Source organism: uncultured Thermomonas sp. (genome assembly GCF_937872235.1).
Lineage (GTDB): Bacteria > Pseudomonadota > Gammaproteobacteria > Xanthomonadales > Xanthomonadaceae > Thermomonas > Thermomonas beijingensis.
This window is the reverse complement of sequence record NZ_CALMPC010000054.1, coordinates 1-14152: the sequence shown is the minus strand read 5'-3', so window position 1 is coordinate 14152 and position 14152 is coordinate 1. Positions and strand designations below refer to the sequence as shown.

Genomic DNA, 14152 nt, shown 5'->3' with positions numbered 1-14152 from the left:
GGGCCCTCAGTTGTGCAATTTCCCGCCGCCGCAATGGCTGACTTCCATCTGCAAGGTGGCGTGTTCGATATTGAACGCTTCCTGCAAGACGTCAGCCACGTTTGCACGCACGCCATCGGCATCGACACTGCCATCTTGCAGCAACACATGCGCAGTCAGGATGGGTTCTTTCGAGCCCAACGCCCACACATGCAAATCATGCACCGTCGCCACGCCCGGCACCGCCTGCATGGCATCACGCAACACATCAATGTCCAACCCCGCAGGCACACCCTGCATCAACACATGCGCGGCTTGCTTCAACAGTACCCAGGTGCGCGGCAATACCCATAACCCCAGCAACACCGCCACGATCGGGTCCACCACGGTCCAACCGGTGAAATGGATCACCACGGCACCGGCGATCACACCCAATGAGCCCAGCATGTCGCTCCACACTTCTAGGTACGCGCCTTGCATATTCAGGTTTTCGCCGGCTCCGGCGGCCAGCAATTTCATCGACATAAGGTTCGCCAGCAACCCCACCACCGCCACGATCAACATGCTGGCGGAGGCCACCTCTTGCGGATTGCGAAAGCGCCCGATCGCCTCCCACAAAATGTAGCCGGCGACCAAAAACAACAGGCTGGAATTGATCAACGCACCAATCGCCTCCATCCGCGCATAGCCATAACTGCGACGCGCATCGGCCGGTCGCCGGCTCATGCGCACGGCAAACAACGACACCCCCAGCGCGGCCACGTCGGTCATCATGTGCGCCGCATCCGAGAGCAGCGCCAGACTGTTGGCCAGCAGGCCACCGGCGACCTCCACCAGCAAGACGAGGAAGGTCAGCCCGAAGGCAATCCACAAGGGTTTTTCATGCTTGATCACCGCCGGCACATGACTGTGCCCCGGCGCGCCGTGGTCATGCGCGTGCGCGTGGCCGTGAGACGCAGTGTGGGCGTCGTGGTTGCTGTGGTGGTGCGAATGCGCGGTGCCCATGGGGAGGATTCGTGGTGGATGGCTGCGGCACCTTAACGATGCCGCAGGCCGTACACAATTTCATCGCCGCGGCCACGCCGCCAACAGCGCCCACAGCCCACCCAGGCCCGCAATCCACGTCGATACCGGCAGCGCCAGCACCTTCGGCCCGCCGGCATCCATCGCGTACAACACCACCGCCACGATCAGCAGGCCCATCCCGAGGATCGAGGACACGATGCGGCGTTGCATCGCCTTCAACACCTGTGCGATTTCACGCACATCGGCCGAGTGCATGCCCAGCCGATGACTGCCATCCACTTGCTGCTGCAACCACGCATGCAACAGGCGCGGCATGTCGGGGGCGCGGGTGATCAACTCCGGCATCCGCTTGCGCAATTCACCCAGCAGGCGCTTGCGGCTGTAGCGCTCGCGCAGGATGGTTTCCAGAACGGGTTTTGCCACCGCCCAAATGTCGATGTTCGGGTCCAACTGGCGGCCCACGCCTTCGATATTGAGCAAGGTTTTTTGCAACAGGATCAGCTGCGGTTGCAGCGTCAATTCGTAGCGCTGCGCAGTGCGGAACAATTTCACCAGCACTTCGGCCAATGAAATTTCACTCAGCGGCCGGGTGAAGTACGGCTCGCACACCGCACGCGCGGCGGCCTCCAGCTCATCAATGCGGATATGTGCCGGCATCCAGCCAGCCTGCACATGCAACTCGGCGATGCGGCGATAGTCGCGATTGAAGATCGCCATGAAATTTTCCGCAAGGTAGTACTGATCCTCGCTGGAGAGCTGGCCCATGATGCCGAAATCCAGCGCGATGAAACGCGGATCGCTTTTGCGCGTGGCATCCACCCAGATGTTGCCGGCGTGCGCATCGGCATGGAAAAAATTATCGCGGAACACTTGTTGATAAAACACCCGCACGCCTTTGGCCGCCAAGGCTTTGCGGTCGATGCCGGCGGCGTCCAGCGCCTTCACGTCATCGGATGGGATGCCGCGCACGCGCTCCATCGTCATTGCGCGCTCGGCCGTATGCGACCAGATGATTTCCGGTACGTACAAGTCCGCCGAGTCTTGCCAATTGCGGCGCAGCAGGCTGGCGTTGCCGGCTTCGCGTTGCAGGTCGAGTTCGGCGGCCAGCGTGTTCTGGATCTCGGCCACGATTTCGCGCGGGCGGATTTTGTCGGCGCTGGGGTGGGCGCGCTCCACCACTGCGGCAACGTTGTTCAGCAGAGCGATATCCGCCGCGATTTGTTTTTCGATGCCAGGGCGCAGCACCTTGACCACCACCTCGCGCCCCTCGTGCAGGGTGGCGGCATGCACCTGCGCGATGCTGGCCGAGGCCAGCGGGGTGGTGTCGAAGCTGGCATACGCATCGGTAATGCTGCGGCCCAATGCGGCTTCCACCAAGATCCGCGCTTGCCTCCCATCGAACGGTGCCACCCGGTCTTGCAATTGGGTCAATTCATCGGCGATATCGGGCGGCACCAAATCCCGGCGTGTGGAAAGAATCTGCCCGAACTTGACGAAGATCGGCCCCAATTCCTGCAAGGCCAAGCGCAAGCGAGCGCCCCGCGACATCGCCGCCACCTCACGCGATGCACGCGGTACAAACGGCCGCATCAACTTCAGCCAACGCTCTGCGGGCGTGTCATCCAGCAAATCATCCAACCGATAGCGCAACAACACGCGACCAATGCGCCAGGCCCGCAGCGCAGCCTTCATGCGGGCAATCCTCGCTCGCGGCGCAGGCGTGCGATTTTTGCGGCAATCCGTTCTGCGTCATCGCGCAGTGCGTCCACATCATCATGGAACGCATCCAGTTCAGCGCGTGGCACCACGTCGCGGCTTTCTTCGGTCAAATACTCAGCCGTGGTTTCTGCCAGATTGCGGCCCGCCACCTGTGCCTGCTTGAGCGCAGCGCGCACCGCCTTGGCAATTTGCACGCCCAGCACCTCGCCAAACAGATTGACGAAGGGCAATTGCCAATCGGGGTCAAACCCTTGCGCCAACTTCTGCAGGCGGCGCGCCAGTTCAGCATCCCCTTCGATACGCAGTTTGCCCACCGGCGGCGCGTGATTGCTGCGCAACATCGGCAATTGCCGGAGCAGGCCGCCCAAGCTGCTGCGCACGCCCAGATCCGGCTCGGCATCGGCATCCACCGGGCCTACGCGCAGAGCATCACCGGCCACCGTGATTTGCAGCGCAAGCGGAGGCGCGGTCAGCGTCAGTGCCACCCGCTGCCCATCCAGTGCCGCAAGGCCTGCGCAGGTATCCGTATCCAACGCCAGCGTGTGATTCAGCGCGATTTCCAGCGCTTTGCCGGCTGGCTGTTTCCAATTGAAGGGCAATCCAGTCATGCCGGCATTGTAGCGGTGGGAACGCGCTACGCCTTGCCCGCGACCAAGGCGGCCCGCAGCCGCGCCAAGCCTTCATTCATGCTCACCTGCGGCACATAGCCAAAATCGCGGGTGGCCGGCGCCATGGCATACCAATGTGCGGTACTCAGTTGTTCGGCCAGAAAGCGCGTCATCGGCGGTTCACCGCGCAGGGGCAGCAACGTCCACGCCCCTTCGCAAAACGCACCCAGTGCATACGCCAAGCGAAATGGCAGCGTGGCATGCACTTGCGGCGCATCGGCGGCGCGCAGTAAGCCATTCAAGACCTCACGCAATGGCCATGGTTCGCCATTGCTGATGAAGTAGGCGTTGCCGGCGCAAGCCGCACCCGGCTGCAAGGCCGCCAGCGCATCCAGATGCGCCTGCGCCGCGTTGTCGATGTAGGTGGTATCCACCAAATTATTGCCATCGCCCACCAAGCGCAGCCGCCCACTGCGTGCGCGCGCCACCAGCTTCGGCAGAATCTGGGTGTCACCCGGCCCCCAGATCAGGCGCGGACGCAGTGCAATGGTGGCCAGTTGCGCATCGTTGGCGGCCAGTACTTCGCGCTCGGCAATGATTTTGCTGGCGGCGTAATGCGCCTTCACGCCTTCGCCATAGGGCACCGCATCGGCACCCAAGCCTTCCACCGGATGGGTGGCGCGATGCACCACGCTAGGCGTGGAGGTGTGTACCAACTTGCCGATGCCATGCGTGCGGCACGCGGCAATCACATGCCGCGTGCCCAGCACATTGGCGCTGAAATAGCTGGCATAACTGCCCCAGGTCCCGGCCTTGGCAGCGTTATGCAGCACGGCATCGAAACCTTCGGCAAAGGCCTGCTGCACGGCGTCAGGGTCTGCCAAATCGCCCTGCAACTGGCGCACCCCCAGCACATCCAACCCTGCATGCCGGCTGCGGCTGAAACTGGCCACAGCGTGACCTTGCGCCAGCAAGCCGCGGCACAGGGCTTGGCCAAGAAATCCACCGCCACCAGTAACAAGTACCTTCATTGTGCTTGTTTGATTCGCAATTTTTTCGCCGCCCACACCGCCAATTTCTCGCGGCTGATTTTGGCGTTGTGGCGGATATCCACCGGGAACGGTTTGGGGTAATGCAGGAAGTGGCTGATCTTGGCGGTGTGCACCAAGCCATTGGCGATATAGCGCAGTTCATCGGCCACTTCGACGGGATTTGCACGGCTACCCGTGTTGAGCTCGAACAACAGCACGGGTGTCTGCTTGCCGGCTTCGCCTACGCCCACCAGTGCGGTGCGCGCAACATCCGGGCGGGTGTTGAAATACGGTTCGACCTGTTCCGTGCACAGGGTGGTCACCTCGTCCATCACCACGCGTTGTGATTTACGCCCGCAGAACCAGAGCCGGCCGTCTGCATCGAACCAACCCAAGTCCCCCATGCGATGCACGATACGGGTGCTGCCATCGCTCAAGGTCTCCTGGATTTTGGCCAACGCTGTCTGCGCATCACGATTGTAATAACTGTCGGTCGCACTGGGCCCGGCCACTGTAATTTCGCCCACTTGGCCGGCGCCCACTTGCAAGCTGTTGTCCCAATGTGCAATCGCGGTATCGCTGATGCGGATGATGCGCACCTCATTGGGTGCTACCGGTCGTCCCACGCAGGTGCCGGCACCGGTTTCGGTGCGGCTGCGCAGGGCCAGCAATTCACGGCCTTCGATCACCGCGACCGGCAGGCATTCGGTGGCACCGTAGGGTGTCCAGAATTGGGCATCCTTCGGCAACAGCTCCAACATGCGCTGCACCACCTGCGGCGGCACCGGCGCGCCGGCACTGGTGACACGCCGGATACTGGGCAGGGATTCGCCATATTCGGCCAGCACCCGCATCAAGGCCGGCGAGCCAAACAACTGGGTGACACCAAACCGGGTGATCGCCTTGTGCAGCTTGCGTGGGTTGGCTTTGGCAGGACGCGTGGGATCCATGTCGGGAATGATGCTGGTCAGGCCCAGTGCGGGATCGAACAAGGCAAATGGAGGGAAGGTGGGCAGATCAATACCACCGGCCTCAATCCCGAATGCCCTCCCCAGCATTTCAATTTGTGCGATGAAATGCCGATGCCGATACACCACGCCCTTGGGCACACCGGTGCTGCCGCTGGTGAACAGGATCGCCGCCACCTCATCGCCGCCAGTGGCGGCCAACTGCGGGCCTGCACCCGCACCTTCGGCCTCCACCTGCGCCAAGGTGGCATCGGCCCACCATGCATTGCGCCCGGTGGTAATTCGCACATGCGCAGAGCTGGCCCAGCCCAATAATTTTTTGGCCAACATCGCCAAGGGAATGCCGATAAATGCCTGCGGCTGTGCTTCATCCAAACATTGCTTCAACGCGCGCTTGGCAATCCCCGGATCCACCAACACCGGTACTGCGCCGCGCTTGAATAGCGCAAACATCAGCAGGAAAAACTCCGGGGTGGGCCGCACCATCACCACCACCCGGCTGCCGCGCGCGATGCCGCGCTTGCCCAGCCCTGCGGCAATGGCATCGCTGCGTGCATCCAGCTGGGCGTAACTCAGAGCTTTGGAATAGCGCCCCAAACGCCCCGGCGTGCGCATTGCCGCTTGCTCTGGCGTGGCCAATGCCAAGCGCGGCAGCGCAGCGGCGATATTACGTGTGACGGAGGACTGCATTGGCAGCATGGTTGCATGATCGCTGCAGATTGTCGCCCAATTGCGTCGAAAACACTTGCATGCAACGCGAATCCGGCAAAAAATCGCGCCCTGTTCCCGTCACTGGCCGGATAAGGCTCGGCATTCCATGCATCCCTGTCTCAGCTGTGGCGCTTGTTGTGCCTATTTCCGGGTCAGCTTTCATTGGTCCGAAGCCGACCCTGCCCTGGGCGGGGTGGTGCCGTCGGAGCTGACCGAGACTCTGCGTACCCACGAGCGCGTGATGCGTGGTACTTCGCAAGTGCAACCGCGCTGCATCGCACTGGATGCCGACATCGGCCGCTATAGCCGCTGCACGATCCACGACCGGCGACCATCGGTTTGCGCCTTGGTGCCAGCCAGCTGGGAGTTTGGTGCCAGCAGTGCGCAGTGCGACAAAGCACGCGTGGCACATGGTTTGCCGGTGTTGGCAGCAGACGACTGGATTGATGTGAGTGAGGCCGATAAAAATCCGCTGCCGCAGCTTTGACTCAGCGTGCTTCATTCACAATGGATTGGCGTCCAAAAAGCGCCGAATCGCTGGCACCAGGACTTCGTGTTTGTCCTCCATCACATAATGACCGGCATCGTCGAACTCACGCACCAGTGCACGCGGTAGCGCACGCCGGAAGCCGGCCAAAAAATGTTTGTCGAACACAAAATCCCGCAGCCCCCAACCGATGAATACCGGGCGATCGGCATAGCTTGCCAGCGCCTGCGCGCTGGCCTGCACCACAGGCATGGCGCGATCCCCCGCGTGCAGGGGAATGTCTTGCATGAAGCGCAGGGTGGAAATCGCCTTGTCCCAGCCGTTGTACACATCGGCATACGCTGCACGCACGTCCTTGGGCAGCGCCCGCACCGTGCCGAAGCGCGCCGCGCCGCGTGCAAACAAGTTGAAGCGGCGAATCAGCCAGCCGCCCAAACGCGAGTCGCGCCCCATCGCCAGCCGCAGCGGAAACCGCTTGCTGCCGGGCAACGGGAAGGCAGCGGTATTGGTGATCACCAGCCGCTTGATCCGCATCGGGTCACGCAGCGCCCAGCCAAACCCGATCATCCCGCCCCAGTCGTGCACCGCAAGCGTCACCGGCCCGGTGATGCCCAGATGCGCGAGCAATGCATCCACATCCTCAATCCGCGACTGCAAGGTGTAGTCGTACTGCGGCGATGCTGAAGGTGCGTCATCGGGCTTGTCACTCAGGCCCATGCCCACGTGGTCGGGCACGATGCAGCGGTAGCTGTCGCGCAGCCCCAACACCAGATGCCGCCAGTAATAACTCCACGACGGATTGCCGTGCAGCATGACGATAACCTCGCCATCCCGCGGCCCCTCATCAAGGAAGGACATGCTGATGCCGGGGCGCGCGGCAAAGCGCTGCGGCGTAAATGGATAATCTGGAAATTGCATGCGCATATTGTACTGGGCTGTTGCGATCAGGCCGCACCATGCGCAACGTGGCGCTGCATCAAACAAGTCAGGCCGCAGTGTGGTCACGCAAAATAACGCCGCGCCGATCTTCGCAAAACAGATAAACCTGCGTGCCACACAGTGGGCAAGTAGATGCAGCGGTCAATGCCGGCACTACATCAAATTCCCGAGGATCATCAACACGACCGTCAGCACGATAGTGATTGCCGCAAACACAATACCCAGCACCGCGAAGATTTTTTTGCGGTTGGACTGCACCACGCCACCAATACCCAGCCCGATGGCCAATACATCCACCAGCAGTAAACCGATGATCCCGGCCCCTAATACCAGTGCCTCGGGCGAATTCTCATCCATCCCGCTTTCGGACGCGGCCTCTATCACACCCGCCGTGACGATCAAAATGAATTGCAACAAACCCACACACAGGCTGATGACAAATGCCGCCACCCCCAGCCCGGAATGTTTGTGCTCCTGCACTTGGCTGTCGTTGAAACTGATCCCCGAATTCATTTTGCCCCGCAGTGTGTTGTGCAGATCTGGCGCCCCCTCACCACTCCACTTCCGCCATCGAACAGTTCAGGCCGGAGCCAATTCCCAGCAGGGCAATGCGGCTGCCTTTTTTCAGGCGGCCCATTTCACGCAACTTGCTCAGCACAATCGGCACGCTGGCCGGGCCGATGTTGCCGTGTTCACCAAAGATCGTCATGACTTTCTTGGGGTCAATGCCCATTGCCTTGGTAAACGCGGCGGTGTGCACTTTGCTGACCTGATGGATGACGTATTCGTCCAGCTCGGAGGCCACCCAGCCCAGCTTCTGCTTGGCCACATCAAACGTTTTGGTGGCCAGCTTCACGCCTTCGATCAACAGCATGCGGGTATCGGTGATCATGCCGTCGAGATTGCCACGGCAGAGCTTGTTCCACTCGGTGGCCGCGCGCGTCACGCCGCCCTTGTAGCGGGGTGCGCCGGGAGCCAATTCGGCGCGTGCCAAGACCATGGCGGCAGCACCGGAACCCAGGGTGAGGGTGGCCAGCTCGTTGCGGAAATCATCTTCGGTGACGTCGTCGCGCATCATGCGCTCCAGCGTTTTTTCATAGGCAAGATTGGCGGTTTCACCATCCACGATCAGTGCGTAGTCAATTTCGCCACGCTCGATCATGCGGCTGGCAATATCCATGCCATTGATGAAGGCCAGGCACGCATTGGCGACATCGAAATTCTGGCAGGTGTCGGGCAGACCGAGGTTGCCGCTGACAATGGATGCCGTTGATGGCTCCAGATAATCACGGCTGACCGAGGTATTGACCAGCAGCCCTACTTTGTCCGGGTCGATACCGGCATCACCCAGCGCCTTCACACCGGCCAAGGTGGCTGCATCCGAGGCCAGCACTTCCCCATCCCATAGGCGACGGGCGTGGATGCCGGCAATATCACCGAGCACGTCGATCTTGATCCCCAGCCGATCCAGCGTGGGCTTCAGGCGCAGGTTGATCTCATCCGAACTCAAGCGACGCGGGGCGTCGATATGGGCCAAACCGGCAATGGCAACACGTTGAAACAGCATGGGCAGACACTCGCACAGGCACCAACGCGGTGCCGGAACCGCACAGGATAGCGCGTTTCACGACCATACGCTTACGTATTGAAATTTTGTGCGGCCCATCAACGTTGGCCCCGGCTGCCTCAGCTGCAGCGCCACATCGCCCAGCGCTGTTCACCATCCCGTGGCGGACCGAGCGGGCTGATGCGGTTGGCCGCCAACCCGGGGGCCTCGTTGCGAGCCAAGGTTTCCAATTCATCACGCACCTGGGTGTCATTGCGCTCGTAGAAACCAACTTTATGAGTGATCGATACCGCGACCTCGCCACGGCTTTCGCACGCACTGGGGGCACGGCTCAACACCTGTACCTGCTTGGCCCCCGGCGCTAGTTTGACGAAGGTACATGCGGGCAACGCCAGTACGGCACAGGACAGCAGGATCACTCGCATCACGGGCATCGGATTGTCTCGGCATCGGCAAAAGAAAGCCCGCCAAGTGTGGCGGGCTTTCGGTGCAACAGGATGAACGGCATGTCTACTTCAAGGCATGCTTACTTCTTCACCACCGGTTTGCCATCGGCATCCAGCACGGTGACTTCACCCAGCTTCAGTGCCTCCACCGGGCCTTGGGTCTTGGACAAGTCACCGACCACCAGCCACGTCAGTGCTTGGCTGGCCAACACCTTGGCCGCAGCGTTCACCTGTTCCGGGGTCATGGCCTCGATCTCGGCGCTGCGCTTGAACACGTAATCATCCGGACGGCCATACAGGGCATTACTGGAAATGGTATTCATCACCGCCGAAGCCGTTTCGTAGGCACCCGGCAACGTCAAGGTCAGCACCTTCTTCATGCCGGCCACTTCCTCGGCACTGGCCGGACGCTTGCCACTGGTGTAATCGCCGAGTTCGCGCTGCATTTCCGCCATCGCCTCACCGGTCTTGTCGATCTGCACCGGTGCGCTGGCCCGCCACAAGCGCTGCCCCACCGCACTACCGGCACCACTACCGGCACCGTATGACCAGTGCTTGTCTTCACGCAGATTCATGTTCAAACGTGCGGTGAAGTCGCCACCGATCACCATATTGGCCATGTCGTACTGCACCGACTTGGCATCGTTGCTGGACGGCAGGGTTTCTGCGGCCACGATATTGGCCTGCACGGCGCCGGGCTGGTCGATCATGAAGACACGTGCCTTGGGCTGTGCCGCCGCCATCGGGATCGCTGCTGCAGCACTGCGTTTGCCGGCCGCTTGCCAATCGCCAAACTGCTTTTCCAGCAATGGCAGGATTTCCTTCAACGTGGTGTCACCCACCACCACCAAGGTGGCGTCCTGCGGGCGCAGGGCGGTGTCATGCCAGGTTTGGATGTCGGCGCGAGTCAGCCCTGCAATCGCCGCCTCGGTGCCATTGCTTGGGTTGGCATACGGATGTCCCGCGCCATACACCAAGCCCGGCAGGACGCGCCGCACCAAACCATTGGGATTGGCTTTTTCTTGCTTGATGCCGGCAATCCATTGGCCGCGCACGCGGTCGATGTCGGCCTGCTCGAAACGCGGCTTGCGCAGCATATCGGCATACAGCGCCATCGACGGCTCCAGATTCTGCTTCAACGCTGACAAATAGACACTGCTGCTGTCAAGGCCAGCGCTGGCCCCCACCGTGGCACCCAGCGCCTGCGCGCGATCGGCAAATGCCAGTGCATCCAAATCACCAGCGCCTTCATCCAGCAGGCCAATGCTGAAATTGGCCATGCCCGGCTTGTCGGCCGGATCCACTGCAGCGCCCCCACGGAAGTCATAGCTCATCTGCACCACCGGGATGTCATGGCGCTCGGCCAAAATGACCTTGGTGCCGTTGCGCAAGGTAGCGTGCTGCTGCGCCGGGAACACCAACTTCGGGAAGCTGGTCGGCATCGGCACGCCCTTGCTGCGGTTCACCGTGGATGCAGTGGTCTTGTACTTGGCATCCACTTTGGGCGTATTGAACGGGGTCGGCTTGACCGTGGCCTCCTCGGTAATCGCCACGCGCTTGCCCGGGTTCACCACCAAGGTGTGGCTACCCTTGCCCGCGCCCAACCAGGCATTGCCGCTGGCACGCAGGTTTTCCGGGGTGGCTTCGGCCAGCGTTTTCAGACTGTCGCGGAAGCAGCCAGGATTGCCCATGAACACCGCGCATTCGGCCAGCGCATCGGCCTTGCCGCCAAACCCGCCAATGCGCTCCACGCCACGGATCCAACCGGCTTCGGTGGCGGTGCGATTGCGCGTCACTTCGTCGGCACTGGGACCGTCTTTCAACAATTTATTCAATTCTTCGTCGATGACCGCCTCGACCTTGGCCACGTCCACGCCCTGCTTGACGGCAGCAGTGATCATGAAGGTGCTGCTCAACTGCGAGCCGTAGGCACCGGCGCTGACGCTGTCCACCAGTTTGTCTTGATGTACCAGACGCCTCTCCAAGCGCGACGATTTGCCGCCGCCCAGAATTTGCGCCAGCAATTGCAAGCGGTCCAGATCCGGGGTGCCGTACTGCGCCACATTCCATACCCGGTAGATGCGCGACTGCGGCACCGTGTCGGTCATTTCACTGCGCGAATTGCTGGTGTGCGCGGCCACATCCACCTTCGGCTGGGTCATAGTGGGTGTTGCGGGAATATCACCAAAGAACTTGCTCACCTTTTCCTTGGCGGTGGCCAGATCGATGTCACCGGCCAGCACCAGCACCGCGTTATTCGGGCCGTACCAGGTCTTGAACCAAGTCTTCACATCCTCCAGCGAGGCCGCGTTGAGGTCGTTCATCGAGCCAATGGTGCTGTGGTGGTAAGGGTGACCAGCCGGGTACATGATCTTGCCCAGCTCGTCCCACACTTGCCCGTAGGGTTGGTTTTCGCCCTGACGCTTCTCGTTTTGCACCACGCCGCGCTGCTCGTCCAAGGTCTTCTGGTCGATCGCACCCAGCAGGTGGCCCATGCGGTCGGACTCCATCCACAGCGCAGTATCCAGCGCGGTGGTCGGCACGTTTTCAAAATAGTTGGTGCGGTCGGAATTGGTGGTGCCGTTCTGGTTGGTGGCACCGATGTCCTTGAACGGGGCAAAGAACTCGCCGGGCGCGTTTTCGCTGCCGTTGAACATCAGGTGCTCGAACAAATGGGCAAAGCCGGTGCGGCCGGCCGGCTCGTCTTTGCTGCCCACGTGGTACCACACGTTGACCGCCACGATCGGGGCCTTGCGGTCGGTGTGCACCACTACGCGCAAGCCGTTGGGAAGCGTGAAACTTTCGTATTTGATATCCACCGCCGGTGCGTTGGCCGCTTGCACGGTGGGGGCATAGGTACCGGCTGACAGCGCGGTGGCAAGGGCAAACGCCAGCGCGGCGGGACGAAGCATGGACATCGGCAACTCCTGTAATGGGCGTCACGAACGACGCGGTGAGCCTGCAATGATAGCTGCCATCCTTGATTGCCTGCAGCAGACAAAAGTCACGCCAGCGCCCACGCTCTACAATGCACGCATGGTTCACGTCATCCTGCATCGCCCGGAGATCCCGCCCAACACCGGCAACGTGATCCGGCTGTGCGCCAATACCGGCGCGCAGCTGCACTTGGTGCGTCCATTGGGATTTGCTCTCGATGACAAGCAACTGCGCCGCGCCGGGCTGGACTACCACGAATACGCTCCGATGCAGGTGCACGACGACTTGGCCGCCGCACTGACCGCCATTGCAGCCAGCCAAAGCAGCGCGCCGCGCGTGTTCGCACTGTCCACCCGTGGCCGGGTGCGCTACGACAGCCCCACCTACCGCGTTGGCGATGTGTTTTTGTTCGGCAGCGAAACCGCCGGCTTACCCGCCGATGTGTTGGACGACATCCCGGCAAGTCAACGCCTGCGCCTGCCGATGCGGCCCAATAACCGCAGCCTCAACCTGTCCAATACGGTGGCGGTGATGGTGTTTGAAGCGTGGCGACAGCAGGGTTTTGATGGCTGCGCCTGACGCCAAGCCGCGCCGCATCCGTCTTTAATCCACCAAATCCACATTGCGCGTGATCTGGCCAGTCAGCAGATCCATCCGCAGCAGTTGCGACGAGTTCGCCACCAACAGTTGATTGCCCTGCTGCACAAACTGCTCGTTATCGAACCCGTTGGCCCAGTCGCCGCGCTGCTGCGGCAGCGGCGTGCTCCAGCGGGTGGCCAACGTGGCGGCATCCACCAGCGACAGCAGCTTGTGCTGGCCGCTGTCTTTCACGGTGTTGGACAACACCAGAAAACCACCATCCACTTGCGTTGCCGGCGAGAAGTGATCCTCGGTGTCATGGCCAAGCATCAAATACTTGGGCCTGAGAAAATCTTCCGTCGACCGCCGTGACTGCCCGCGCGCTGCCACCTCAATGTAGCGTCGCCCGTCCCCGGCTTCGCGCAGACTCTTGGGCAATTCACCGCGAAGCGGATCGTCGATATCCAGCCGTTCGAAGTCACCAGTGACCGGCTGCGCGGTGCCACTGTCCGGGTTCAGCTGGTATTTGCGCCCATCGCTGGCTTCCATGATGAAGGCACTCAGCTGCTCGCGGCTACGATAGAAATCGGTACCGTGGACGCCGCCCAGCGCCGGGTTACGCTCGGCAATGGCCTTGCCCGTCAGGGTGACTTGCTGTGTAGCGATCGAGAACACGAACGGAGCCTGCGCTTGACCCTTGCTATTGGAACATGCGATCAGTACATGCGCCTCACTCACAGCACCGAGCTGCGGATACGTGCAATCGAACTCCCGCGGCTTCAGCGGTTTGGCCAGCAGTTTCTGACCGGTGCTCGAATCGACGACTTGCAGGTAATAGGTGAGCGACCCATTGCTGACGGAACGACCGCCGGTGCGTTGATAGGAAAAGATGAACACGCTCTGGTAGATGTACGCGTAGTACTTGCCGCTGGGGCTGAACTTGCCTTGGAACACCGTCGGCACTTGGCGGCCGATGTGCGAACACGCGGCCAGCAGCGCTGCGCATGCAATGAACACTAAATGGCGGAGCAGGGATTGGTGCGTGCCCATCATCGTGCTGGCTTTCCTTTGGTGCTTTTAGACATCTGTACGCCGGGCTGGCGCTAAAGCGGACAACACCTGGCCAAAGGTACCGCTTTCAGGGCCAAGCGTAAG

13 protein-coding genes are annotated in these 14152 nt (G+C 61.5%); 2 read left to right on the top strand and 11 right to left on the bottom strand.

The annotated features are described in order from the left end of the window. Nucleotides 1-6: 6 nt before the first annotated feature. From QWB57_RS04335 to oleC, 5 genes are read right to left on the bottom strand one after another with little or no spacing between them, the layout of a single operon-like run. Nucleotides 7-984 carry a cation diffusion facilitator family transporter gene (locus QWB57_RS04335; RefSeq protein ID WP_288968492.1) on the bottom strand — a complete coding sequence of 326 codons (978 nt, stop codon included), beginning with the start codon at nucleotides 982-984 and terminating at the stop codon, nucleotides 7-9. Between the two features lie 60 nt (nucleotides 985-1044). Then, nucleotides 1045-2697, bottom strand: a complete 1653-nt coding sequence (gene ubiB / locus QWB57_RS04330; protein ID WP_223629385.1) for a ubiquinone biosynthesis regulatory protein kinase UbiB — start codon at nucleotides 2695-2697, stop codon at nucleotides 1045-1047. Beyond that, a complete protein-coding gene (locus QWB57_RS04325; RefSeq protein ID WP_223629384.1) occupies nucleotides 2694-3332 on the bottom strand; it encodes an SCP2 sterol-binding domain-containing protein in 639 nt (212 codons plus the stop codon). Before QWB57_RS04325 ends, ubiB begins: the two co-directional genes overlap by 4 nt. A gap of 26 nt (nucleotides 3333-3358) precedes the next feature. After that, entirely contained in the window at nucleotides 3359-4363 is a 1005-nt protein-coding gene (oleD, locus tag QWB57_RS04320) for a 2-alkyl-3-oxoalkanoate reductase (RefSeq protein WP_223629383.1), read from the bottom strand. Further along, nucleotides 4360-6021: an olefin beta-lactone synthetase gene (gene oleC / locus QWB57_RS04315; protein ID WP_223629454.1), complete on the bottom strand. Its 1662-nt coding sequence runs from the start codon at nucleotides 6019-6021 to the stop codon at nucleotides 4360-4362. The genes oleD and oleC overlap by 4 nt, the downstream gene beginning before the upstream one ends. 127 nt (nucleotides 6022-6148) lie before the next feature. On the opposite strand from oleC, the gene QWB57_RS04310 reads away from it, so the two are divergent. Next, nucleotides 6149-6529 (top strand): YkgJ family cysteine cluster protein, encoded by a 381-nt coding sequence (locus tag QWB57_RS04310; protein ID WP_288968490.1) that lies wholly within the window; start codon nucleotides 6149-6151, stop codon nucleotides 6527-6529. A 15-nt stretch (nucleotides 6530-6544) separates the two neighbouring features. On the opposite strand, the gene QWB57_RS04305 is transcribed toward QWB57_RS04310, so the two are convergent. From QWB57_RS04305 to QWB57_RS04285, 5 genes are all read right to left on the bottom strand, one after another. Continuing rightward, nucleotides 6545-7447: an alpha/beta fold hydrolase gene (locus tag QWB57_RS04305; protein ID WP_223629381.1), complete on the bottom strand. Its 903-nt coding sequence runs from the start codon at nucleotides 7445-7447 to the stop codon at nucleotides 6545-6547. A 174-nt stretch (nucleotides 7448-7621) separates the two neighbouring features. Next, nucleotides 7622-7981 carry a hypothetical protein gene (locus QWB57_RS04300; RefSeq protein ID WP_288968489.1) on the bottom strand — a complete coding sequence of 120 codons (360 nt, stop codon included), beginning with the start codon at nucleotides 7979-7981 and terminating at the stop codon, nucleotides 7622-7624. Nucleotides 7982-8018: 37 nt separating this feature from the next. Then, complete coding sequence (locus QWB57_RS04295; RefSeq protein ID WP_223629379.1) at nucleotides 8019-9035, bottom strand: 3-oxoacyl-ACP synthase III; 1017 nt, start codon at nucleotides 9033-9035, stop codon at nucleotides 8019-8021. 119 nt (nucleotides 9036-9154) lie between these two features. Beyond that, on the bottom strand, nucleotides 9155-9460 hold the full coding sequence (locus QWB57_RS04290) for a DUF4156 domain-containing protein (RefSeq protein WP_223629378.1): 306 nt from the start codon (nucleotides 9458-9460) through the stop codon (nucleotides 9155-9157). Nucleotides 9461-9561: 101 nt separating this feature from the next. Next, on the bottom strand, nucleotides 9562-12399 hold the full coding sequence (locus QWB57_RS04285) for a pitrilysin family protein (RefSeq protein WP_288968488.1): 2838 nt from the start codon (nucleotides 12397-12399) through the stop codon (nucleotides 9562-9564). 118 nt (nucleotides 12400-12517) lie between these two features. On the opposite strand from QWB57_RS04285, the gene QWB57_RS04280 reads away from it, so the two are divergent. Further along, a complete protein-coding gene (locus QWB57_RS04280; protein WP_288968487.1) occupies nucleotides 12518-12997 on the top strand; it encodes a tRNA (cytidine(34)-2'-O)-methyltransferase in 480 nt (159 codons plus the stop codon). Nucleotides 12998-13021: 24 nt separating this feature from the next. Here QWB57_RS04280 and QWB57_RS04275 read toward each other — a convergent pair whose 3' ends face one another. Then, nucleotides 13022-14014: a PA2928 family protein gene (locus QWB57_RS04275; protein ID WP_288968486.1), complete on the bottom strand. Its 993-nt coding sequence runs from the start codon at nucleotides 14012-14014 to the stop codon at nucleotides 13022-13024. Between the last annotated feature and the right edge of the window lie 138 nt (nucleotides 14015-14152).